A 22,635-nucleotide genomic window follows, 5' to 3' on the forward strand; every position below is an offset into this window, starting at 1 on the left:
TCGGTCCCCGGCACCGTGACGGCGCGGACGCCGGGGGCCAGTGCCCGCCCTGCGTCCGCGTCGAGCGGTGCCTCAGTCCGTCCGGTAGCCCACCAGGAGGTCCACCAGACCCTTCGGATTGCTCAGCGCCACCAGGTGGCCGCCCGGCAGGACGTCCGGCTCGATGCCGAGACGGTCGCGGGAGACGCGTCGCTGGAAGTCCACGGGGAAGAGCCGGTCGTCGTGTCCGGCGATGACGCGGGTGGGCACGTCCGGCCAGGCGGGCAGCGGGAAGGGGACGCCGAACGGGGTGTCGGACTGGCGGGAGTCCTGGGTGAGGGCCTGAGCCACCAGGGGCTGCGGCAGGTCGTGGAAGAAGGTGACCACGGGGTCGAAATCGGCGTCCGGCGCACGGCCCTCGGCGAGGTCGAGGGCGCTGCGGGCCGCGGCCTGGCCCGTCTCGGCCCACCAGTCACCGGCTGTCTCGCCCGGGGCCGGGATCATCGCGTTGACCAGGACGAGCAGCTCCACCCGGTCCTCGAGGCGGTCGCAGACCAGCGGCGCGGTGAAGCCGCCCATCGACTGGGCGACCAGCACCAGGTGCGCGCGGTCGCCCACCGCGGCGACGACCGCGTCCGCGTACTCCTCCAGCCCCGCCGCGTCGTCGGCGGCGGGCAGGTCCACCGCGATCGCCTCGTGGCCCCGGCGGCGCAACTCCGCCACCACGAGCTGCCAGTACCAGCCGCCCGCGCCGCCCGCTCCGGGAAGCAGCGCGTACGTCGTGGTCGTCACGCCTTCGCCAGGACGGAGGCGAAGCCGTCGAGGATGCGGTGGGCACCGGCCTCGGTCGCGGCGCGGTGCTCGGCGGGAATGCCGGCCTGGTGGAGGGCGACCTCGGTCTTGTCGCCGTGGTCGGTGAACGTGGCGTCCAGGACGACCTCGCCGCCGTCGGGGGCGCCCATCGTCCACACCAGGCGCTCGTGCGGTACGACGTCGCGGTAGGTGCCGCCCAGCGGCATCTCGCCCTGCGGGGTGGTGACGGTGGCGCGCCAGGTGCCACCGGGGCGGACGTCGCAGACGACGGTCGGCAGCGGGGCGCCGAACCACTGGGCGAAGTACTCGCGCCCGGTCCACACGGTCCAGACCTTGGCGACCGGCGCGTCGAAGGCCCGGGTGATGGTGATGTCGTTCATGGCGGCGTGCCCTTCTCGGTACGGCGGCGGAGTGCGCGGCGCACTCGTTCTCACGATGGGGCAGACCGGCGTCAGGACCGGGACTCATCGGTCCCGTCACGTCCCGGTGTCGGACCCTCGTGATGTCATCGCCGGGAGCGACGAGGGGAGCCGGGCATGACGGTCGAGGTACGGATCGAGCCGTGGGGACAGGAGGATCTCGCCCTGCTGCGGCGCACGAACGCGCCCGCGATGATGACGCACCTGGGCGGCCCGGAGACCGAGGAACAGCTCCTGGCACGGCACCGGAGGTATCTGCTGCAGGGCGGCGAGGAACGCGGGGGGATGTTCCGCATCGTGCTGCCGCCCACGGGCGAACCGGTGGGCACCATCGGGTTCTGGGAGCGGACCTGGCGGGGCGAGACCGTGTACGAGACGGGCTGGAGCGTTCTGCCGGAGTACCAGGGGCGCGGCATCGCCGTGGCGGCCGGCCGGGAGATCATCGGACTGGCGCTGGCGGCCGAAGGCGGACCGCGTTCCCTGCACGCGTACCCCAAGGTGGACAACCCGCCCTCGAACGCGATCTGCCGCAGGCTGGGCTTCACGCTCGTGGGGGAGTGCGACTTCGAGTACCCCGCCGGCAACCCCATCCGCTGCAACGACTGGCGGCTGGAGCTCACCGCCGCCGGCTGACGCACCGGGGCGGAGCGGGCCAGGCCGTGTCGTCACACGGGCGCCGGCCGCCGGAGGCAGTTGGGGGAGGGAATGTGACGACGGGGCCCGCAGGCGTCGCCGTGCCGCCCGTCGCACACCGACCAGGTCACGGCCGGGGTCGAGCGGCGTGACCACCGGGAGCACGTACACGCGGTCGTCGTCCTCCGGGGTGCGCGGGACGGCCGATGGCGTGAGCACGGAGGCCGTGGCCGCGCCCGCGGCGGTCCGCGTGCGCGCGCCCGCCCTCGACGCAGCCGGCGCGCAGGGCACGCCCGGCGTCCTCCCCCACCGGCGCGTGCGGGCCGTCGAGGGAGTGCTCCCGGTCCGCGTCGTCCAGATCGCCCGTCGAAGGCCTCGACGTGTTGTCTCCGGATCCGCGGTGCGGGCCACGGCGACACCGGTGCGGGGCGTCCGGCGGTCCGGCGGAAGGGTCGTGCCGCCATCCCGGTGCCTGCCGCCCCGCTGTCGGTGGCTCCTGCCACAATCGTGCCGTGCTGACCCTGGGGACGATCGTGCTGGGCGCCGAGGACGTGCACCGCGCCGCGGCCTTCTGGAGTGCCGCACTCGGCTACGTGCCGCGTGACGCGGACGCCGTGAACGCCGTGAACGCGGTGGACGCCGACTGGACGGTGCTGGTGCCCGCCGAGGGCGGCAAGGGCCCCGGTATCGCCCTGGGCCGGAGCGCGACCCCCGTCCAGGAGCACCCGCGGGTCCACCTCGATCTGTACGCCGACGACGCCGCCGACCAGGCGGCACAGGTGGAGCGGCTGATCGCCCTGGGGGCCGGGCGCGTCGAATGGGACCTCTACCCGCCGGACCCCGACTTCGTCGTGCTCGCCGACACCGAGGGCAACCGCTTCTGCGTCATCGACACGTCTTTCGCGCCGTCCTCCGGCGCCTCCTGAAGCGGGTGTCCCCCGAGCGGCGGGCCGTGGTCATGGCGTCCCGGGGAGTGGCACGATGGCCCGCACACCCTTCTCGCGACGCAGACGACCGGGGGCACCGAGCCGATGAGCAAGGAGATCAGCGACGGCGATCTGATGGACGTCGCCGCAGACCCGGAGCAGGCCCGCCGCCTGCACAGGGCGCTCAGGACGCTGGCGGACAACCCGAACGTGACCGGTCCGCTCAAAGACATGGCGCGTGAGGTCCTCAACGGCCGTCTCGGCATGCGCGAGGCCCTGGACTCCGACGCCTGGCGCGGGGCCGTCGGCGACCGCATGGCCGAACTGCGCCGGATCGACGAGCAGATGACCCCCGAGGAACGTGCCGCGGCGCGCGAGCGCGCCGAGCGGTGGTTCGGGCAGCGGGAGCAGCGGGAGCAGCAGGAGCAGATGGACCGGCCGGACGAGCAGGAGGCCCGGGCCGGACACGACGCCGCCCCCGCCGATCCGCGCGACATCCCGCCCGCCTACCGGCCGCCCACCCGGGGCGACTGACCCGCCGCGCCCGTACGCCCGGTCCCGCGCGCCCGGTACGGCGACGGGGCGGGGCGGACCCTTCGCCCCGCCCCGCCCCGCCCCGCTCCGTGCCGCGTCAGCTCTCCGGCAGGAAACCCGTCTGGATCAGCTGGTTGCCGCGCCGCCGGGTGAGGAACTGCGCCCGCCCCGGCGGCAGTTTGGCCGCCTTGGTGTTGCCGAAGACGGGCCCCTCGCCCGGGTCGCCGGACAGGACGATCCCGGTCGCGCCGAGCTCCTTGGTCCGGGTGAGGAAGGGTTCGAAGGACGACCGCGAGGCCCCCGAGGTGCTGCGCGACAGGATGATGCGCAGGCCCAGGTCACGGGCGAACGGCAGGTACTCCATCAGCACCTGCATCGGGTTGCCCATCGAGGTCGCGACCAGGTCGTAGTCGTCGACGAAGACCCACGCGTCCGGCTCGCTGTACCAGCTGCGGTTGCGCAGTTGCTCGGGCGTGACGTCCTGGCCGGGCATCCGTCGGCCCATCGAGCCGGCCAGCGACTCCATGACCTCCTGCAACTGCGGGCCGGAGGCGCAGTACTTGTACATGTGGCTCTCCGGTACCTGGCCGAGCAGCGCCCGGCGGAAGTCGGAGACCACGAACAGCGCCTTGCCGGGCTCGTAGCGCTCGCTGACCTGCTTGGCGATCAGCCGCAGCAGCGAGGACTTGCCGGACTCGCTCTCGCCGTAGATCACCATCAGAGGATCGGTCTCGAAGTCCACGAACACCGGGGAGAGCGTGAGCTCGTCGACGCCGATCGCGATGCCGCGGTCGGAGAAGTCGCCGCCCTTGGGGAGTTCGGTCGACGGCAGCATCGTCGGCAGCATCCGCACCTTCGGCGCGACCGGGCCCGGCCAGCCCGCGTTGACCTGGGCGACGAGCTGCGCCATGCCGTCGGACAGGTCCTCGACCCCCGAGGAGGCGTCGATGCGCGGTAGCGCCGCCAGATAGTCCAGCTTCTCCGGGGACAGGCCGCGGCCGGGCTTGCCGACCGGTACGTTCTCCGCGCGCCGGCGGTCGAACTCGGACTCCATCGGGTCGCCGAGCCGCAGCTCCAGCCGGCTGAGGATCTGGTCGCGCAGCGCGGGCCGGATCTCGGTGTAGCGCGTGGCGGTGACGATCAGGTGGATGCCGAAGCCCAGGCCCCGGGCGGCGATGTCGTTGATGACCGGGTCGAGTATCTCGTAGTCGGTCTTGAACGTGCCCCAGCCGTCGATGACGAGGAAGACGTCGCCCCACGGCTGGTCCGGGAAGTGCCCCGCCGCCCGCCGGGAGCGGAAGGTGTTCATCGAGTCGATGACGTTGCTGCGGAAGAACTCCTCGCGGGCATTGAGGATGCCGTGCACCTCGGCGACGGTGCGGCGGACCTTCTCCGCGTCCAGCCGCGAGGCCACCCCGCCGACGTGCGCCAGCCCGTCCAGTGCCAGCATGCCTCCGCCGCCGAAGTCCAGCGCGTAGAACTGGACCTCCTTCGGGGTGTGGGTCAGCGCGAAGGACGCGATGAGCGAGCGCACCAGCGTGGACTTCCCGGACTGCGGGCCACCGACGACCAGGGCGTGGCCGCCGGAGCTCGACAGGTCGGCGTACATCACGTCACGGCGCTGCTCGAAGGGCTTGTCGACCAGGCCGACCGGCACCGTGAGCTTGCCGGTGGCCGTGTAGCCGTCGGCGTGCAGACCGCGCTCGGTGCTCACCGTCAGCGGGGGCAGCAGCTGGTCGACGCTGAACGGCTCGTTCAGCGGAGGCAGCCACACCTGGTGGGCGGGCGGTCCCTGGCCCTCCAGGCGGCCGACGATCACGTCGAGGACGGTGTCGGCCAGCGCGTCGTCCACCTGGCCGGCCGGGCGTGCCTGCGGCTCCGGCTCGGTGAGGATGCGCACCGGCACCGGCGCCGCGGTGAACAGCACGGGGGAGTGGTCGATGCGCGCCCCGCTCGCCGTCCGCGTGCCCGGCGCGCGGTAGGTGCCGGAGACGTACGCGGCCTTGAACTGCACCATGCTGTCGGTGCCGTACTTCAGGATGCCCGCGCCCGGCACGTTGGGCAGGTGATAGGCGTCCGGCACGCCGATCGCGGTGCGGGACTCGGCGGCGGAGAAGGTGCGCAGACCGATGCGGTACGACAGGAAGGTGTCCAGGCCGCGCAGCTTGCCCTCCTCCAGGCGCTGCGAGGCGAGCAGCATGTGCACACCCAGTGACCGGCCGATGCGGCCGATCTGGATGAACATCTCGATGAAGTCGGGCTTGGCGGCGAGCAGTTCGGAGAACTCGTCGATGATCAGCACGAGCGAGGGCAGCGGGTCGAGGGCCGCCCCGGCGGCGCGGGCCTTCTCGTAGTCCGTGATGTTGGCGTAGTTGCCGGACTGCCGCAGCAGCTCCTGGCGGCGGGTGAGCTCGCCGGTGATGGAGTCGCGCATGCGGTCCACCAGGGTCAGCTCGTCGGCGAGGTTGGTGATGACCGCCGACACGTGCGGCATGGTGCCCATGCCGGTGAAGGTCGCGCCGCCCTTGAAGTCCGCGAGGACGAAGTTGAGCGTCTCCGAGGAGTGGGTGACCGCCAGGCCCAGCACCAGCGTGCGCAGCAGCTCCGACTTGCCGGAACCGGTCGCGCCGACGCACAGCCCGTGCGGGCCCATGCCCTCCTGCGAGGCCTCCTTGATGTCCAGCATGACCGCTTCGCCGGTCTCGCCCAGGCCGATCGGCACGCGCAGCCGCTCGTGCAGGGTCCGCGGCCGCCAGGTCCGGGAGACGTCCACGGAGGACGCGTCGCCGATCCCCATCAGGTCGGTGAAGTCCAGGTTCGCCAGCAGCGGTTCGTCGGCGTCGGCCGCGCCCAGGCGCAGCGGCGCCAGCTGCCGCGCCAGCGACTCGGCCTGCACCGGGGACAGCACGTCCGGGGTGCCGACGAAGGTGCCCGCGCCGGCCTCCAGGTAGAGCTGGTCCCGCCACACCTGGATCGACAGCGAGCCGCGCATCTCGTCCAGCTCGCCGGGGACGACCTCCAGGATCGTCACACCCTGCAGCCCCTCGGCCGAGGCGATCACCGAGTCCGCGGGGACGCCGCCGCCGTCGAGCACGATCACCACGTGCGGCTGGTCGAGGACCGCCTGGCCCTCGCGGTTGAAGCGCGGGCGGCCGTCGAGTTCGTCGGCGAGCAGTTCCTCGACCTCGCCGAGGTCGCCGCAGACCAGCCGGCGCGAGCCGGCGCCGTCCTGCTCCTTGTGCTGCGCGTGCGGCAGCCACTTCGTCCACTCCCACTCCGACTGCGCGCCCGGCGCCGCGACCACGGCGACCACCAGGTCCTCGGGCGAGTGCAGGGAGCACAACTGGCCGACGACGGAACGGGTCTGGCCGTACACGGTGTCCGGGTCGCCGGATATCGTCACGTGGTAGAAGGAGCGCAGCCCCACCGCCAGCGGCAGGTTGTCCAGCGAGCCGTGCGCGGCGATGAACTGCTGCATCGAGTGGGCGGTCAGCGGCTCCAGTTCGTCCACCGGAGCGGTCTCCGGCGCGACGATCGGGGTGGACAGCTGCTGCGGTCCGAGCCCGACCCGCACCTGCGCGAAGTCGGCGTCGGAGGAACGGCGTTCCCACACCCGCGAGCGCTCGGCGACCAGCGCCCACAGCTGCTCGGGAGCGGGGTGCAGGTAATACTGTGCGTCACGCTGCTTGCGGGCGGTCTTGCGCACCCCGCGCCGCACCTGCGCCAGGTACTTGAGGTAGTCGCGGCGGGCCTCGGCCATCTGGCCGGAAGGGCCCTTGCGGGAGCGGACGATCTGGGCCACCACCATCGCCAGGGTGGAGCCCATCATCAGCACGCCCATGATCTTCATGAACCCGCCGGAGCCCCCGCTCCCCGTGGGCAGGAAGAAGAAGGCCGCCGACGAACCCATGCCGAGCATCGGCAGCAGGTTCATGAGCAGGCCCTGGTCCTCGCCGCGCGGCAGTTCGGGCGGGGCTACGAGCCGTACCTCCTCATTCGGCACCTCCGGCGGGTATACCCGCGGCGGGCGTTTGATGACGACCACGCTCACCGATGCACCAGTCCTTCACGCGAATCGCAGTTTCGGGCCGCCCCCGTGGCGACGGTCCCCCGTATGGCACGTCCCGGTCGCCCACCGGCCCCTCGGGGGCCGGGCATTGGACCACAGGCAGGTGGCGATCCTACTGGGCATGACAGTCGCGGGGCAGTGGGACAGCTGGGGGGCAAGGGACTTGGGGCACGGGGTAGGGTGACGGATCGCGAAGCGCGGACGGGGGTCCGACCCTGGACGGCCGCGTCGATGCCACCCCAAACCACCCACTGCCGGACGAGGGGGACAACTCCAGGTGAGCACGGTCTCAGCAACCGGATTCTGCAGAGTCACGGTGGCGGCGCCGAACAGCCGGATCGACGTGGCACTCCCGGAGGACGTGCCGCTCTCCGACATCTATCCGGAGATCCTGCGCCTGTCGGGCCAGACCCCGGAAGAAGCCGCACCCACCGGCTACAACTTGGTCCGCAGGGACGGCAGGGTGCTCGACGACACCCTCTCCCTGACCGAACAGCGCGTGCACGACGGCGAGTTGCTCCTTCTGCGCCCCTTCGCCGACTCGTTGCCGCCCGCCGTCTTCGACGACGTGGTCGACGCGGTCGCCGCCGCCGTCCAGACCGACCGGCGCAGCTGGAACGACGCGTTGATGCGCGGCGTGGGCCTGACCGCCGGCGTCGTCCTGCTCGCCCTGATGGCCTTCGTGCTGTGGTTCTCCGAGCCGGTCAAGCACGACATGCACGGCCTGCCAGGCGTCCTCGCCGGCGCCGCCGGCCTGGTGCTGGTCGCGCTGGCGGGCGTGCGTGCGCGGGTGTACGACGACCGGCACTCCGCCGTCGCCCTCGGCCTGTCCTCGCTGCCGCTGCTGCTGGTCGCCGGCTCCGGTGTGATGGGCGTCGACAAGGGCGAGGGCCCGGGCCGGCTGCACTTCCTCATCGGCTGCGTCGTGGTGCTGACCGCGTCGGTGCTGCTCGTGCTGCTGCTGCCGCAGGGCGACGCCCCGTTCGTCGCGGCGTCCTTCACCGCCGGTGTCGGCACCCTCGCCACCTTCGTGGCGATCCTCACCGAGGCCGCGCCGCGCGAGGCCGCCGCCGTCACCGCCGTCGTCATGATCGCCGTCGTCGGGTTCCTGCCCGGCTGGTCGGCCCGCTTCGCACGGCTGCCGATCGGTTTCCGCTCGCCCGACCAGGTCGCGAGCCGGCACCGCGGCGACGCCGAGCGACAGGGGGAGGAGGAGCCGGTCGACTTCGAGCGGATCACCAACCAGGCCCGTCGCGGCCACGAGCTGCTGCTCGGCCTGGTCGCCGGCTGCGCCGCCGCGATCGTCGGCTCCGCAGGCGTCGTGCTGGGCTTCTCCGACGACGGCTGGGCTCAGCTGCTCGCGCTGGTCATGGGCCTGGCGACGCTGATGCGCGCCCGGCTGTTCCGCTACACCTCACAGGTCGTGACGCTGATGGTGGCCGGCGTGGTCACCGTCGGCCTGCTGGTCATCGGGCTCGCGCTCAACCTGCCGACGGACATCCTCGCCGACCTGCTGCGCGGCAACCACTCCTCGCTGGACATCCGCACCGTGTGGCTGTCGGCCGCGGTGGCCCTGGGTGCCGCCCTGCTGGTCGCCATCGCCCTGGTCGTCCCGAGCAAGGGAGTCACCCCCTTCTGGGGCCGGATGCTGGACCTGGCCGAGGCCACCGTCCTGCTGTCGCTGATCCCGATCTGCCTGGCCGTCCTCGACCTGTACGCCGAGGCCCGCGGCATGACGAGCGGCTGAGGGGCCCCCGCGCCCCTGTGCCGCCCGTGGCACCCGCCACCCCGGACCCGGACATCGCACGGGGCCCGGGGTGGTACTCTGTGTAACCGATGCGTCTGCCCCCGTGCGGCGCGTCCCGCCTTCCGAGTCATCGCAGATTCCCCTGTGACACAGACCAGGGGCGCTCGAAGGCACCGACACACAAGGAGACCGTATGTCGCTCGACGTCGCGACGAAGAAGCAGATCATCGCCGAGTTCGGCACCAAGGAGGGCGACACCGGCTCCCCCGAGGTCCAGGTCGCGCTGCTCTCGCGCCGCATCACCGACCTGACCGAGCACCTCAAGACCCACAAGCACGACCACCACTCCCGTCGTGGTCTGCTGATCCTGGTCGGCCAGCGTCGCCGCCTGCTGCAGTACCTGGCCAAGAAGGACATCCAGCGCTTCCGTGCGCTCGTCGACCGCCTCGGCATCCGCCGCGGCGCGGCCGGCGCCCGCTGAGACGCCGTAGAGGGAGCGGTTCCCGTCCGGGAGCCGCTCCCTTGGCGTACGTGGGGAACCGCGCTGGGCGCGAGACCGGGACCGAAGCTTTGTAGGCTGGTCCCATACACAACGCCATAGAGCATGCGGAGGGAGCGTCCTCCTAAACGCCACCAGAGCCGGTCCTCGGTAGTGGCCCCCGGGCAGCACGTACGTCCCGGTGGCTTCGATCGAAGACCGGCCCGGCGGGACGCCCCTCCACCGACGGCCACCGGGAAGACGCCCGGCGGCACGAAAGAGGAGAATCCCCATAGTGGAGAACGAGACCCACTACGCCGAAGCCGTGATCGACAACGGCAGCTTCGGCACCCGTACGATCCGTTTCGAGACGGGCCGCCTGGCCCGTCAGGCCGCCGGTTCGGCCGTGGCCTACCTGGACGACGACACCATGGTGCTGTCGGCCACCACCGCTTCGAAGCACCCGAAGGACCAGCTCGACTTCTTCCCCCTCACGGTGGACGTCGAGGAGCGCATGTACGCGGCCGGGCGGATCCCCGGTTCCTTCTTCCGTCGTGAGGGCCGTCCCTCCGAGGACGCGATCCTCACCTGCCGCCTGATCGACCGCCCGCTGCGCCCGTCCTTCAAGAAGGGCCTGCGCAACGAGATCCAGGTCGTGGCGACGATCATGGCGCTCAACCCCGACCACCTCTACGACGTGGTCGCCATCAACGCCGCCTCCTGCTCCACGCAGCTGGCCGGCCTGCCGTTCTCCGGCCCGATCGGCGGCGTCCGCGTCGCGCTGATCCGCGGCCAGTGGGTCGCCTTCCCGACCCACAGCGAGCTGGAGGAGGCCGTCTTCGACATGGTCGTGGCCGGCCGCACCCTCGAGGACGGCGATGTCGCGATCATGATGGTGGAGGCCGAGGCCACCACCCAGACGATCAAGCTGGTCGAGGGCGGCGCCGAGGCGCCGACCGAGGAGATCGTCGCGGCCGGCCTGGACGCCTCCAAGCCGTTCATCAAGGTGCTGTGCAAGGCGCAGGCCGACCTGGCCGCCAAGGCCGCCAAGGAGACCGCCGAGTTCCCGATCTTCCTGGACTACCAGGACGACGTGTTCGAGGCGCTCGAGTCGGCCGTCGCGGACGAGCTCAAGCAGGCGCTGACCATCGCCGGCAAGCAGGCCCGCGAGGCCGAGCTCGACCGTGTGAAGGCGCTCGCCGCCGAGAAGCTGCTGCCGCAGTTCGAGGGCCGCGAGAAGGAGATCTCCGCCGCCTACCGCTCGCTGACCAAGAAGCTGGTCCGCGCGCGCGTCATCAAGGACAAGGTCCGCATCGACGGCCGCGGTGTCACCGACATCCGCACCCTGGCCGCCGAGGTCGAGGCCATCCCGCGGGTGCACGGCTCGGCGCTGTTCGAGCGCGGCGAGACCCAGATCCTGGGTGTCACCACGCTGAACATGCTGCGCATGGAGCAGCAGCTGGACACGCTGGCGCCCGAGACGCGCAAGCGGTACATGCACAACTACAACTTCCCGCCGTACTCCACCGGTGAGACCGGCCGCGTCGGCTCCCCGAAGCGCCGCGAGATCGGCCACGGCGCGCTCGCCGAGCGGGCGCTGCTGCCGGTCCTGCCGACCCGCGAGGAGTTCCCCTACGCGATCCGCCAGGTCTCCGAGGCGCTGGGCTCCAACGGCTCCACCTCCATGGGCTCGGTCTGCGCCTCCACCATGTCGCTGCTGAACGCCGGTGTGCCGCTGAAGGCCCCCGTCGCCGGTATCGCCATGGGCCTGATCTCCCAGGAGATCGAGGGCGAGACCCACTACGTCACCCTCACCGACATCCTCGGTGCGGAGGACGCCTTCGGCGACATGGACTTCAAGGTCGCCGGCACCAAGCAGTTCGTCACGGCGCTGCAGCTGGACACCAAGCTCGACGGCATCCCGGCGTCGGTCCTGGCCGCGGCCCTCAAGCAGGCCCGCGACGCCCGTCTGCACATCCTCGACGTGATGATGGAGGCGATCGACACTCCGGACGAGATGTCGCCGAACGCCCCGCGCATCATCACCGTCAAGATCCCGGTGGACAAGATCGGTGAGGTCATCGGCCCCAAGGGCAAGATGATCAACCAGATCCAGGAGGACACCGGCGCCGAGATCACCATCGAGGACGACGGCACCATCTACATCGGTGCCGCCGACGGCCCGTCGGCCGAGGCCGCCCGCACCGTGATCAACGGCATCGCCAACCCGACGATGCCCGAGGTCGGCGAGCGGTACCTGGGCACGGTCGTGAAGACCACCACCTTCGGTGCCTTCGTCTCCCTGCTCCCGGGCAAGGACGGCCTGCTGCACATCTCGCAGATCCGCAAGCTGGCCGGCGGCAAGCGCGTGGAGAACGTCGAGGACGTCCTCCCCGTGGGCACCAAGGTCCAGGTCGAGATCGCCGAGATCGACCAGCGCGGCAAGCTCTCGCTGATCCCCGTCATCGAAGGGGAAGAGAACGGCGCCGACGGCGCTGCCGACGACAAGTCCGAGGACGCGTCCGAGCAGTGACCGACCGCTCCACTCGTGTGACGGCCCGCCCCTCCACCAAGGGGCGGGCCGTCCGCACGCAGACCCTGCTCCCCGGCCTCGACGGCATCGGCACCGTGCGTCGCAGCGTCCTGCCCGGAGGGCTGCGCGTCGTCACCGAGACGCTGCCCACGGTGCGTTCGGCGACCTTCGGGATCTGGGCCGCCGTCGGCTCCCGCGACGAGACCCCGGCCCTGAACGGCGCCACGCACTATCTGGAGCACCTGCTCTTCAAGGGCACGGCACGGCGCAGCGCGCTGGAGATCTCGTCCGCGATCGACGCGGTCGGCGGCGAGATGAACGCCTTCACCGCCAAGGAGTACACGTGCTACTACGCACGTGTCCTCGACACCGATCTGCCGCTCGCCATCGACGTGGTCGCCGACATGCTGACCGGCTCGCTCATCCGCCAGGAGGACATCGACGCCGAGCGCGGCGTCGTCCTGGAGGAGATCGCGATGACCGAGGACGACCCCGGGGACCAGGTGCACGACCTGTTCGCCACGGCGCTGCTGGGGGACTCCCCGCTGGGCCGCCCGGTGCTCGGCACCGTCGAGACCATCAACGCCCTCACCCGCGACCAGGTGCACCGCTTCTACCGGAAGCACTACGACCCCACCCGGCTCGTCGTCGCCGCGGCCGGCAACATCGACCACGACGCCGTCGTCCGGCAGGTGCGCCGGGCCTTCGAGGACGCGGGCGCGCTCCGCGACCCCGAGGCCGTGCCCCGGCCGCCGCGCGGCGGCAGCAAGACGCTGCGCAGCCAGGGCCGGGTCGAGGTGCTGGAACGGCGGACCGAGCAGGCCCACGTGGTGCTCGGCATGCCCGGCCTGTCCCGGCACGACGACCGGCGCTGGGCGATGGGCGTGCTCAACACGGCACTCGGCGGCGGCATGAGCTCGCGGCTGTTCCAGGAGGTCCGCGAGAAGCGCGGCCTCGCCTACAGCGTGTACTCCTACACCTCGTCCTTCGCCGACAGCGGCCTGTTCGGGGTGTACGCCGGCTGCCAGCCGCGCCGGGTGCCCGAGGTGCTGAAGATCTGCCGCGAGGAGCTCCACAAGGTCGCCGAGAACGGCCTCGACGACGAGGAACTGCGGCGCGCCGTCGGCCAGTTCTCCGGCTCGACCGTGCTCAGCCTGGAGGACACCGGCGCCCTGATGAACCGCATCGGCAAGAGCGAGCTGTGCTGGGGCGAGCAGATGTCGGTGGACGCCACCTTGGAGAGGATCGCCGCGGTGACCCCCGAGGAGGTCCGCGCGGTCGCCCGGGACGTGCTCGGGCAGCGGCCCTCGCTGGCCGTCATAGGCCCGCTCAAGGACAAGCAGGTCGCCCGCCTGCACGATTGCGTGGTCTGAGCGGCCAGTCGTACCCAGCCCTACCCAGCCCTACCGACCGAAGGACAGGAACGATGAGCACAATCCGCGTGGGTGTGATCGGGGCCCGTGGCCGTATGGGCACGGAGGCGGTCAAGGCCGTCGAGGCCGCCGGGGACATGGAGCTGGTCGCCGCCATCGGCCGCGAGGACAAGCTGGAGGCGCTGGCCGAGAACGGCGCGCAGGTCGCGATCGAACTGACCGCGCCCGGCTCGGTCATGGGCAACCTCGACTTCTGCCTGCGGCACGGCATCCACGCGGTCGTCGGCACCACCGGCTGGACCGACGAGCGCCTGGACACCCTGCGCGGCTGGCTCGGCGCCGCCCCGGGCACGGGCGTGCTCATCGCCCCCAACTTCGGCATCGGCGCGGTGCTGACGATGCGCTTCGCCCGCCAGGCCGCCCGCTTCTTCGAGTCCGCGGAGATCGTCGAACTGCACCACCCCGACAAGGTCGACGCCCCGAGCGGCACGGCCGCCCGCACCGCCCAGCTGATCGCCGACGCCCGCCGCGAGGCGGGGCTCGGCGCCCAGCCGGACGCCACCGCCACCGCCCTGGACGGGGCGCGCGGCGCCGACGTGGAGGGGGTCCCGGTGCACTCGGTGCGGCTGCGCGGGCTCGTCGCCCACCAGGAGGTCCTCTTCGGCGACGCCGGCGAGGTCCTCACCATCCGCCACGACTCCATGAACCGCGCCTCCTTCATGCCGGGCGTCCTGCTCGGCGTGCGGCGGGTCGTCTCCACGCCGGGGCTCACCTTCGGCCTGGAGCACTTCATGGACCTGGACTGAGAGTCCGCCACCGAGAGCCACAGACCGAGAGCCGGATCGCCCATCATGCGCGCAAAGATCACCTACTTCGTCACCGCCGCCGTCCTCGTCGTGTACTTCGCCCTGGTCGGCGCCCGCGGCGTGTGGCTGATCCAGGACGGCCGCCCGGTCACGGTCGTCCTCGGCCTGGCGGTCCTCGTCCTGCCGCTGATCGGCGTGTGGTTCCTGGTCCGTACGACCCAGTTCGCGCGCGACGCGGGCCGGCTGGCCCGGGAGCTGGAGGCCGAGGGCGGCCTGCCCGAGGACGAGTTGGTGCGCACCCCCAGCGGCCGGATCGACCGCTCCTCGGCGGACGCGGTGTTCGCCCGGCGCAAGGCGGAGACGGAGGCCTCACCGGAGGACTGGCGCACCTGGTTCCGGCTCGCCGTCGCCTACCACGACGCCCGGGACACCCCGCGGGCCCGCAAGGCGATGCAGCGCGCGATCGCCCTGCGCGGCCGCGCGCCGCAGACGTGACAGGGCTCTGAGGGCGGCCGGCCGGTCAGCCGGGCAGCACCGTCGTGCCGCCACCGGTGGGACCGCCGGCCAGGGCGTGCAGCAGGGCGTGCGGCACGCGGCCGTCCAGGACCCGGGCGGAGCCGACGCCCGCCCGGACCGCCAGCAGGCAGCCGCGCATCTTCGGGCCCATGCCGCCGCCGAGCGAGGGCAGCATCGTCTCCAGTTCGTCGGCGGTGAGCCGGTCCATCACCCGCTCGCGGCGCGGCCAGTCCGCGTACAGCCCCGGCACGTCGGTGAGGACGACCAGGGAGTCGGCACCCAGGGCGGCGGCGATCGCGCCCGCGGCCGTGTCGGCGTTGACGTTGTAGGCCTGGCCGTCGGTGCCGCGGCCGATGGGGGAGATCACCGGGATGTGGCCGTGGTCCAGGAGCACGTCCACGGCGCCGATGTTGACCTCGGTCACGTCCCCGACCAGCCCGATGTCCACGAGTTCGCCGTCGACCTCGGCGTAGCGGCGTACCGCGGTCAGCGTGTGCGCGTCCTCGCCGGTGAGCCCGACCGCGTACGGGCCGTGCCGGTTGAGCAGACCGACGAGTTCGCGCTGCACCTTGCCCGCCAGCACCATCCGTACGACGTCCAGCGTCTCCGGAGTGGTGACGCGCAGTCCGGCCAGGAAACGGGCCTGCACGCCCATGCGCTCCAGGTGCGCGCTGATCTGCGGGCCGCCGCCGTGCACGACGACCGGCCGCACCCCGGCACGCTGCAGCCGCACCACGTCGTCGGCGAAGGCGGCGAGCAGCGCGTCGTCCGTCATGGCGTGGCCGCCGTACTTGACCACCACCGTGCGGCCGCGCAGGAGTTCCAGCGCGGGAACCGGCGAGGCGGAGGTGAGGAGGGCGGTCACGGACGGGCCGGACGGTCGTCGCGGGGGAACGGGTCGGAAGGGGGGCCGGACGGTCCGTGCACCAGTCGCTCCAGGTCCTCGTCGGGGTCGGCTCGTCCGGGCGCCGTCGCCAGGGCGTCGGGCGGGCCGGGCCGGAACGTAACAGGCTCAGGGAAACGCGCGATGACCGTCGGCTGTCCGTCTGGCCCCGGCGGCACGTGTCGTGGGTGTCACACCGCCGCCGCGCGCCGGGCGGCGGACGGCGGGCGGATCGGGAAGCCGCAGGTGCCGACGGCCTGTACGCCGACGGCACCGGCACGACCAGGACGCAGAGCGCACCCACCAGCGCCGCGCGCGCGGCCACAGGCGGATCGACGCCCACGCCGACCGTGACGGCGGCGACCTGGAGTGCGGAGGGACGGGGGAGTACCCGCCCGAGCAGGTCCGCGCCGAGCAGCACGACCGGGCCGGGCACCGCGCGGTACGGCAGCATCCAGCGCGGGTCGGGCCCGGTCGGGGCGCGCACCATCAGCCCGGTGAAGACCAGCGGCCCGCAGGCCGGTCGCCGCCCCGCACAGCAGGGTTACCGCGACGATGACGGCGGCTCAGGACGAGCGCCGGCCGGTGCGCGCCGCGCGGGTACGGCCACGCGCCCCCGCCCGACCGTGTGCACGAGCACCGACACCACGGCCGCGCCTGCGAACCACACGCTGCACATCGACGCGTCCATCTGGCCCGCCGAGAGCTCCACCTCCGGCGACGTCGCCGCCACCTTCCGCAAGGAGTGGGAGGCCCAGCACCCGGGCGGCGAGGTGATCTGCCGGGACCTTTCCGCCGAACCCGTGCCGCACCTCGACGCCGTGCTGATCAGCGCGCCGATGTACAGCCGCACATTCCCGTCGACGCCGAAGACCTGGCTGGACCAGGTGATCACCCTGGGCCGCACCGGAGGTGGTCGCTCCGAGGAAGGCGATCTCCACGGTCAGCGTTCTCGGCTGCGTCCGCGGCGAGTTCAGCGTCGAGAAGTACGCGACCCTGCGGCCCGAACTCCTCCAGACGCACATGTACGACCCCGACGCCCTCTGGCACGTGCCGGACGAGAGCAAGGACATCCCGCACCAACCCCGGTGTCAGCAGCGCGGCGTGGACGTCATCCCCGAGACGACCGACGGCGGCGTCCACCGCGACAGCCTGAGCCGGGAGAACGCGGAGAAGTACGGCGCGGACCTGATGCCGCTCTGACAGCCACGGCACCGCGCCGCAGCCCAAGGCCCCCCAGGCCAAGCCCTCCTGGAACAAGCGCCCCGCGGTGAGGGCGGGTCAGGTCCTCCCCAGGGACGCCGTCCCGCGCTTCTCCTGGGCCGGGGCCGCGCCGCTGCGGGAGGACCTGGCTGCGGCCGTCCAGAAGGCCAGGAAGCTCACCTGACCCCGTTCGCGGGGCCGATCCGCGGGGCCGATGCGGAACGACGACGCCGTCCTGGTCCAGGACGGCGTCGTCGCGCGTACGGTCTTCCGCGGAACCCGCGCCTCAGCGCGGTCCGGCGGCCCAGGCCTCTATGGCGTCGGCCGCCTGGTCGAAGGCCTCCGTGCGGCCCAGGAAGTCCGCGTTGTGGTCGGTCAGCAGCGGGGGCAGCCGCTCGCCGCCCGCCTGGGTGACCACCAGCGCCTGGCCCTGCACCGTGCGCGGCATCGCGAGCCACTTCACCGGCTGCTGGACCGTACGGACCGAGGCCACCCGCTCCCACGGCAGCGTCACCGTGTGGAGCAGCCGGACCTGTCGCACCCCGCGGGCGCTCACCCAGAACCCCACGTGCAGCAGGCGCAGTACCACGGCGATCACCAGCACGGCGCCGCCCGCCGTCCACGTGACCCCGGACCCGCTTCCGGCGAGCCCCATGACCACGGCGGCGAAGAGCATGTACGAGGCGAGCACCAGCAGCAGCGCCGCCGCGCCCACCCGCCAGGGGCCCGGGCGGTACGGACGCGTCCACCGGTCCGCGGACCGGTGGGGGAGTGCGGCGTCGGCGTCAGCGAAGTGCTCGTCATGGCCGCTGTCCGCGGCGAGGAAGGGCAGAGACACACCGTGAGGCTATAGGGGACTGTCGGACCGGGCCACCGCTGGTCGGCCACCGTCGGCCTTTGCGCCGCTTTGTGGCGCGTGCGGGTGTTGTCGGCGATGTCGGCGCTGCCCAATAGGGTGGTCGCCGTCCACAGCGCCAGAGGAAGGACGCCCGGTGACCGACACCTCCGCCGACGATTCCGCAGAGTCCGCAGAGCCCGTGCAGTTCCGCGACGACGTGACCGTCGAGCTCGTCAAGCACAGTGCCTCGGACTCCGACGTCCTGTGGGCCGCTCGGGTCTCCACCGCCGGCGAGCAGTCCCTCGCGGAGATCAGCAAGGACCCCGAGCGATCCAAGGGCCTGATCAACTACCTCATGCGGGACCGCCACGGCAGCCCCTTCGAGCACAACTCGATGACGTTCTTCGTCAGCGCACCGATCTTCGTCTTCCGCGAGTTCATGCGGCACCGGGTCGGATGGTGCCTCGCGGGCGACACGGAGATCACGCTGGAGAGCGAGGCCGGCACCCTCCGCCGCAGGAGCATCAGGGAACTGCACCGCCTGTGGCACCTGGGCGTCGAGGACCGGCTGCCGGCCTCCGCCGGCGGTGTCACCTGGCACCCTGCGGCGGGCCGCTGGCGGGCGGAGGTCCGACGCGGTGACGAGCGCCACTACCTCGGCCTGTACGAGAGCCGGGAGGCCGCCGAGAGCGCGGTCGTCGAGTTCCGCGAGCAGGACCCGGGCACCCGGCTGCGCACGCTGGAATCCGTCCGCCGCAATCACGTGCGCTGCTACGACGAGGAGACGCTGCTGCCGCGGCGGGCCCGGATCACCGACGTGATGGAGTCGGGCGTCAAGCAACTACTCAAGATCACCACGTCGTCCGGCCGCGTGCTGCGCTGCTCCGTGGACCACGCCGTCCTGACGCCCGAGGGCTGGGCGAAGGCCGGCGAGCTGGCGGTGGGCGACGCCGTCATGGGCGCGGGCCCCGAGCGGGAGCCCTCGCGGCCGCCGGTGCCCCCGGCCCTGGCGCGCGGCATCGGCGTGTGGACCTCCCGGCAGCGCGAGCGCCTGATCGGCGCGACCGGTACCTGCCACCTGTGCGCCCGCTCCTTCCCCCGCGAGGAACTGGCCCTGGACCACCGGGTCCCCGTGGCCGCGGACCTCGCCCGCGCCCTGGACGAGGGCAACCTGGCCCCCGTGTGCGAGGAGTGTCACACCCGCAAGAGCGGCGAGGAGCAGGCGGCCGCCCAGGACGGCGCCGTGACCGGTACGGCCCTGCCCGACCCGATCGTCTCCATCGCGCAGGACGGCGAGGAGATGACCTACGACCTGTCGGTCGAGGGCCCGTGGCACAACTTCCTGGCCGACGGCATCGTCGTGCACAACTCCTACAACGAGGAGTCGGGCCGCTACCGCGAGTTGCAGCCGGTGTTCTACGTGCCCGGCGAGGACCGCAAGCTGGTGCAGCAGGGGCGGCCGGGGAAGTACGAGTTCGTGCACGGGTCCCCTGAGCAGCACAAGGCGGTCAGCGAGGCCATGGAGGCCTCCTACCGTCAGTCGTACGAGGCGTACCAGAACATGCTGGCCGCCGGCGTGGCCCGCGAGGTGGCCAGGGCGACCCTGCCGGTCGGCCTGTTCTCGTCGATGTACGCCACTTGCAACGCCCGCTCCCTGATGCACTTCCTGGGCCTGCGCACCCAGCACGAGCTGGCCAAGGTGCCGTCCTTCCCGCAGCGGGAGATCGAGATGGTCGGTGAGCGGATGGAAGCCGAATGGGCGAAGCTCATGCCGCTCACGCACAGTGCCTTCAACGCGAACGGCCGGATCGCACCGTAGCGGTACGCCACTCATCCGGAATGTTCCGATTGCCGGGTTTCCTGCAGTTCGTCTAGTCTGCAGAAACGGATTCCGGTGCTGCTTGAACCCCCGAGCAGGCAGCGCCGGAGTCCTCCTCGCAGGTCCCGAGGGGTCCTCCGGACACCGGCACCGAGTAGCGTTGGTCTCATGGCTCCGACCTCCACCCCGCAGACCCCCTTCGGGCGGGTCATGACCGCAATGGTCACGCCGTTCACCGCGGACGGTGCTCTCGACCTCGACGGCGCGCAGCGGCTCGCCGCGCACCTGGTCGACGCAGGCAATGACGGCCTGGTCGTCAACGGCACCACCGGTGAGTCCCCGACCACCAGTGACGTGGAGAAAGAGCAGCTCGTCCGGGCCGTCCTGGAAGCGGTCGGGGACCGCGCCTTCGTGGTGGCCGGCGTCGGCACGAACGACACCCACCACACCGTCGAACTGGCCCGCCAGGCCGAGCGCGCCGGCGCACACGGCCTGCTCGCGGTCACGCCGTACTACAACAAGCCGCCCCAGGAGGGCCTGTACCGCCACTTCAGCACCGTCGCGGACGCCACCGGCCTGCCGGTCATGCTCTACGACATTCCCGGCCGCAGCGGCGTCCCGATCGAGACCGAGACCCTCGTCCGGCTCGCCGAGCACCCCCGGATCGTCGCCAACAAGGACGCCAAGGGCGACCTCGGCGCCGCGAGCTGGACGATCAGCCGCAGCGGCCTCGCCTGGTACTCCGGCGACGACATGCTCAACCTGCCGCTGCTGTCCGTCGGCGCCGTCGGCTTCGTCTCCGTGGTGGGACATCTGGTCACCCCTGAGCTCCGCGCCCTCCTGGAGGCGTATCTCTCCGGTGACGTCCACAAGGCGACCGAGATCCACCAGAAACTGCTCCCCGTCTTCACCGGGATGTTCCGCGCCCAGGGCGTGATCACCACCAAGGCCGCCCTGGCCTGGCGCGGACTCCCGGCCGGACCGCTGCGACTGCCGCTGGTCGGCCTCGACGCGCTCGGCGAGGCGGCGACCGCACAGCTGAAGAAGGATCTGGCCGCCGGCGGGGTACAGCTGTAACCACAGACTTAAAAACTGAATACCGGCCATGAGCAATACCCGACAGAAGAAAGCACGATGTCACACGCGTCCCGTGCCCCCGGGGGATCCCTCCGGGGGATGCGGCGTGTGTGGTGAGGAGAGACTTTGAGCCATCCGCACCCTGAGCTCGGCCCACCCCCCGCGCTGCCCACGGGCGGCCTGCGGATCACCCCACTCGGCGGTCTCGGTGAGATCGGCCGGAACATGACGGTCTTCGAGTACGCGGGACGCTTGCTGATCGTCGACTGCGGGGTGCTCTTCCCGGAGGAGGAGCAGCCCGGAGTTGACCTGATCCTGCCGGACTTCACGTCGATCCGGGACCGCCTGGACGACGTCGTCGGCATCGTCCTGACCCACGGCCACGAGGACCACATCGGCGCCGTCCCCTTCCTCCTGCGGGAGAAGGACGACATCCCGCTGATCGGTTCCAAGCTGACCCTCGCCCTGATCGAGGCCAAGCTCGCCGAGCACCGGATCCGGCCGTACACCCTCGAGGTCGCCGAGGGGCAGCGCGAGCGCATCGGCCCCTTCGACTGCGAGTTCGTCGCCGTCAACCACTCCATCCCCGACGCACTGGCCGTCGCCATCCGCACCCCGGCCGGCATGGTCGTGCACACCGGCGACTTCAAGATGGACCAGCTGCCGCTCGACAACCGCCTGACCGACCTGCACGCGTTCGCGCGGCTGTCGCAGGAGGGCATCGACCTGCTGCTGTCGGACTCCACCAACGCCGAGGTCCCCGGCTTCATCCCGCACGAGCGGGACATCCTGCCGGTGCTCAGGCAGGTCTTCGCCAAGGCCGAGAAGCGGATCATCGTGGCCAGCTTCGCCAGCCACGTCCACCGCATCCAGCAGGTCCTGGACGCGGCCCACGAACGCGGCCGCAAGGTGGCCTTCATCGGGCGCTCGATGGTCCGCAACATGGGCATCGCCCGCGACCTCGGGTACCTCCGCGTCCCCAACGGCCTCGTCGTCGACGTCAAGACGCTCGACGACATCCCGGACGAGCGGGTCGTGCTGGTCTGCACCGGCTCCCAGGGCGAGCCCATGGCCGCGCTGTCCCGCATGGCCAACCGGGACCACCAGATCCGCATCGTCGAGGGCGACACCGTGGTTCTGGCGTCCTCCCTCATCCCCGGCAACGAGACCGCGGTGTACCGCGTGATCAACGGCCTGACGCGCTGGGGCGCCCACGTCGTGCACAAGGGCAACGCCAAGGTGCACGTCTCCGGCCACGCCTCGGCGGGCGAGCTGTTGTACTTCTACAACATCTGCAAGCCGCGCAACCTCATGCCGGTCCACGGGGAATGGCGCCATCTGCGCGCCAACGCCGACCTCGGCGCGGCGACCGGCATTCCCAAGGAGCGCTGCGTCATCGCCGAGGACGGGGTGGTCGTCGACCTCGTGGACGGCGTCGCCAAGGTCGTCGGCAAGGTCCAGGCCGGGTACGTGTACGTCGACGGGCTCTCCGTCGGCGACGTCACCGAGAGCTCGCTCAAGGACCGCCGCATCCTCGGGGAGGAAGGCATCATCTCGGTCTTCGTCGTCGTGGACGCCAGCACCGGCAAGCTCGTGGGCGGCCCGTTCATCCAGGCCCGCGGCTCCGGTATCGACGACGACGCCTTCGGCGCGGTACTCCCCAAGGTCGAGGAGTCCCTCGCCCGCGCCGCGTCCGACGGTGTCGCCGAGGTGCGTCAACTGCAGCAGCTCATCCGCCGCTCCGTCGGGAAGTGGGTCTCCGACACCTACCGCCGGCGCCCGATGATCCTCCCTGTGGTCGTGGAGGTCTGACGCCCCACCAGGAGCGGGCCGCCCCGATTTGCATCGGGGCGGCCCGCTCCAGTACGTTGTCACAACCCCCGGGACGAAACATCGCGGAAACGTGTGTGCTCGTAATCCGGTGGTAAATCCGACGGAAAGCATCTGCTAAAGTCGGAGTGCGGGAAAGCCGAAAGGCCGGAACGCAAA

At 71.8% G+C, this 22,635-nt stretch carries 17 protein-coding genes and 4 pseudogenes; 16 read left to right on the forward strand and 5 right to left on the reverse strand.

The window, feature by feature from the left end; all coding sequences use genetic code 11:
• Positions 1-72 precede the first annotated feature (72 nt).
• Entirely contained in the window at positions 73-771 is a 699-nt protein-coding gene (locus tag ACIP98_RS36155) for an alpha/beta hydrolase (RefSeq protein WP_319665348.1), read from the reverse strand.
• Positions 768-1,172, reverse strand: coding sequence for an SRPBCC domain-containing protein (locus ACIP98_RS36160; RefSeq protein ID WP_319665347.1), 405 nt, complete (start codon positions 1,170-1,172; stop codon positions 768-770). Before ACIP98_RS36160 ends, ACIP98_RS36155 begins: the two co-directional genes overlap by 4 nt.
• A 156-nt stretch (positions 1,173-1,328) precedes the next feature.
• Between ACIP98_RS36160 and ACIP98_RS36165 the strand changes: the two genes are divergently transcribed.
• The 3 genes from ACIP98_RS36165 (at position 1,329) to ACIP98_RS36175 (ending at position 3,304) form a co-directional block, all read left to right on the forward strand.
• Positions 1,329-1,844, forward strand: coding sequence for a GNAT family N-acetyltransferase (locus tag ACIP98_RS36165; RefSeq protein WP_401980344.1), 516 nt, complete (start codon positions 1,329-1,331; stop codon positions 1,842-1,844).
• Positions 1,845-2,356: 512 nt separating this feature from the next.
• Complete coding sequence (locus ACIP98_RS36170; protein ID WP_401980347.1) at positions 2,357-2,770, forward strand: VOC family protein; 414 nt, start codon at positions 2,357-2,359, stop codon at positions 2,768-2,770.
• Positions 2,771-2,875: 105 nt separating this feature from the next.
• Positions 2,876-3,304 (forward strand): hypothetical protein, encoded by a 429-nt coding sequence (locus ACIP98_RS36175; protein WP_401980348.1) that lies wholly within the window; start codon positions 2,876-2,878, stop codon positions 3,302-3,304.
• A gap of 97 nt (positions 3,305-3,401) precedes the next feature.
• Here the strand turns inward: ACIP98_RS36175 and eccCa are convergent, their stop codons facing one another.
• Complete coding sequence (gene eccCa, locus ACIP98_RS36180; protein ID WP_401980351.1) at positions 3,402-7,355, reverse strand: type VII secretion protein EccCa; 3,954 nt, start codon at positions 7,353-7,355, stop codon at positions 3,402-3,404.
• 295 nt (positions 7,356-7,650) lie between these two features.
• Between eccCa and eccD the strand changes: the two genes are divergently transcribed.
• The 6 genes from eccD to ACIP98_RS36210 all read left to right on the forward strand — a co-directional run bounded on the left by eccD (position 7,651) and on the right by ACIP98_RS36210 (position 14,805).
• On the forward strand, positions 7,651-9,120 hold the full coding sequence (gene eccD / locus ACIP98_RS36185) for a type VII secretion integral membrane protein EccD (RefSeq protein ID WP_401980352.1): 1,470 nt from the start codon (positions 7,651-7,653) through the stop codon (positions 9,118-9,120).
• Positions 9,121-9,313: 193 nt separating this feature from the next.
• Positions 9,314-9,601 (forward strand): 30S ribosomal protein S15, encoded by a 288-nt coding sequence (gene rpsO / locus ACIP98_RS36190; RefSeq protein WP_319665341.1) that lies wholly within the window; start codon positions 9,314-9,316, stop codon positions 9,599-9,601.
• A 292-nt stretch (positions 9,602-9,893) separates the two neighbouring features.
• Positions 9,894-12,131, forward strand: coding sequence for a polyribonucleotide nucleotidyltransferase (locus ACIP98_RS36195; RefSeq protein WP_319665340.1), 2,238 nt, complete (start codon positions 9,894-9,896; stop codon positions 12,129-12,131).
• Positions 12,128-13,504, forward strand: a complete 1,377-nt coding sequence (locus tag ACIP98_RS36200) for a pitrilysin family protein (RefSeq protein ID WP_319665339.1) — start codon at positions 12,128-12,130, stop codon at positions 13,502-13,504. Before ACIP98_RS36195 ends, ACIP98_RS36200 begins: the two co-directional genes overlap by 4 nt.
• Positions 13,505-13,557: 53 nt before the next feature.
• On the forward strand, positions 13,558-14,310 hold the full coding sequence (dapB, locus tag ACIP98_RS36205) for a 4-hydroxy-tetrahydrodipicolinate reductase (RefSeq protein ID WP_319665338.1): 753 nt from the start codon (positions 13,558-13,560) through the stop codon (positions 14,308-14,310).
• Positions 14,311-14,355: 45 nt separating this feature from the next.
• A complete protein-coding gene (locus ACIP98_RS36210; RefSeq protein ID WP_319665337.1) occupies positions 14,356-14,805 on the forward strand; it encodes a hypothetical protein in 450 nt (149 codons plus the stop codon).
• A 25-nt stretch (positions 14,806-14,830) separates the two neighbouring features.
• Here ACIP98_RS36210 and argB read toward each other — a convergent pair whose 3' ends face one another.
• Positions 14,831-15,691, reverse strand: coding sequence for an acetylglutamate kinase (argB, locus tag ACIP98_RS36215; RefSeq protein ID WP_401980356.1), 861 nt, complete (start codon positions 15,689-15,691; stop codon positions 14,831-14,833).
• 644 nt (positions 15,692-16,335) lie between these two features.
• On the opposite strand from argB, the pseudogene ACIP98_RS36220 reads away from it, so the two are divergent.
• Positions 16,336-16,470, forward strand: a pseudogene (locus ACIP98_RS36220) (hypothetical protein); the annotation flags it as partial.
• Between the two features lie 151 nt (positions 16,471-16,621).
• Positions 16,622-16,912 carry a hypothetical protein gene (locus tag ACIP98_RS36225; protein WP_401980359.1) on the forward strand — a complete coding sequence of 97 codons (291 nt, stop codon included), beginning with the start codon at positions 16,622-16,624 and terminating at the stop codon, positions 16,910-16,912.
• Between the two features lie 286 nt (positions 16,913-17,198).
• Here ACIP98_RS36225 and ACIP98_RS36230 read toward each other — a convergent pair whose 3' ends face one another.
• A complete protein-coding gene (locus ACIP98_RS36230; RefSeq protein WP_319665335.1) occupies positions 17,199-17,750 on the reverse strand; it encodes a hypothetical protein in 552 nt (183 codons plus the stop codon).
• A gap of 154 nt (positions 17,751-17,904) precedes the next feature.
• Here ACIP98_RS36230 and ACIP98_RS36235 point away from each other — a divergent pair.
• The 5 genes and pseudogenes from ACIP98_RS36235 to ACIP98_RS36255 form a co-directional block, all read left to right on the forward strand.
• Positions 17,905-18,210: pseudogene (locus tag ACIP98_RS36235) on the forward strand (FAD-dependent thymidylate synthase); the annotation flags it as partial.
• Positions 18,190-19,116: pseudogene (locus ACIP98_RS36240) on the forward strand (HNH endonuclease); the annotation flags it as partial. The pseudogenes ACIP98_RS36235 and ACIP98_RS36240, both read left to right, overlap by 21 nt.
• A gap of 3 nt (positions 19,117-19,119) precedes the next feature.
• Positions 19,120-19,569, forward strand: a pseudogene (gene thyX / locus ACIP98_RS36245) (FAD-dependent thymidylate synthase); the annotation flags it as partial.
• Positions 19,570-19,737: 168 nt separating this feature from the next.
• Positions 19,738-20,646 (forward strand): 4-hydroxy-tetrahydrodipicolinate synthase, encoded by a 909-nt coding sequence (gene dapA, locus ACIP98_RS36250; protein WP_319665333.1) that lies wholly within the window; start codon positions 19,738-19,740, stop codon positions 20,644-20,646.
• 126 nt (positions 20,647-20,772) lie between these two features.
• Complete coding sequence (locus ACIP98_RS36255; protein ID WP_319665332.1) at positions 20,773-22,458, forward strand: ribonuclease J; 1,686 nt, start codon at positions 20,773-20,775, stop codon at positions 22,456-22,458.
• Positions 22,459-22,635: the final 177 nt, after the last annotated feature.

Source organism: Streptomyces sp. NPDC088354, assembly GCF_044753585.1.
In the GTDB taxonomy this organism is placed as follows: domain Bacteria; phylum Actinomycetota; class Actinomycetes; order Streptomycetales; family Streptomycetaceae; genus Actinacidiphila.

Bases quoted from the DNA above. Each gene is read 5' to 3' on its own strand.
- ACIP98_RS36175 (WP_401980348.1), top strand. From the start codon at position 2,876: ATGAGCAAGGAGATCAGCGACGGCGATCTGATGGACGTCGCCGCAGAC.
- dapA (WP_319665333.1), top strand. From the start codon at position 19,738: ATGGCTCCGACCTCCACCCCGCAGACCCCCTTCGGGCGGGTCATGACC.
- rpsO (WP_319665341.1), top strand. From the start codon at position 9,314: ATGTCGCTCGACGTCGCGACGAAGAAGCAGATCATCGCCGAGTTCGGC.
- ACIP98_RS36210 (WP_319665337.1), top strand. From the start codon at position 14,356: ATGCGCGCAAAGATCACCTACTTCGTCACCGCCGCCGTCCTCGTCGTG.
- dapB (WP_319665338.1), top strand. From the start codon at position 13,558: ATGAGCACAATCCGCGTGGGTGTGATCGGGGCCCGTGGCCGTATGGGC.
- ACIP98_RS36160 (WP_319665347.1), bottom strand. From the start codon at position 1,172: ATGAACGACATCACCATCACCCGGGCCTTCGACGCGCCGGTCGCCAAG.
- ACIP98_RS36165 (WP_401980344.1), top strand. From the start codon at position 1,329: ATGACGGTCGAGGTACGGATCGAGCCGTGGGGACAGGAGGATCTCGCC.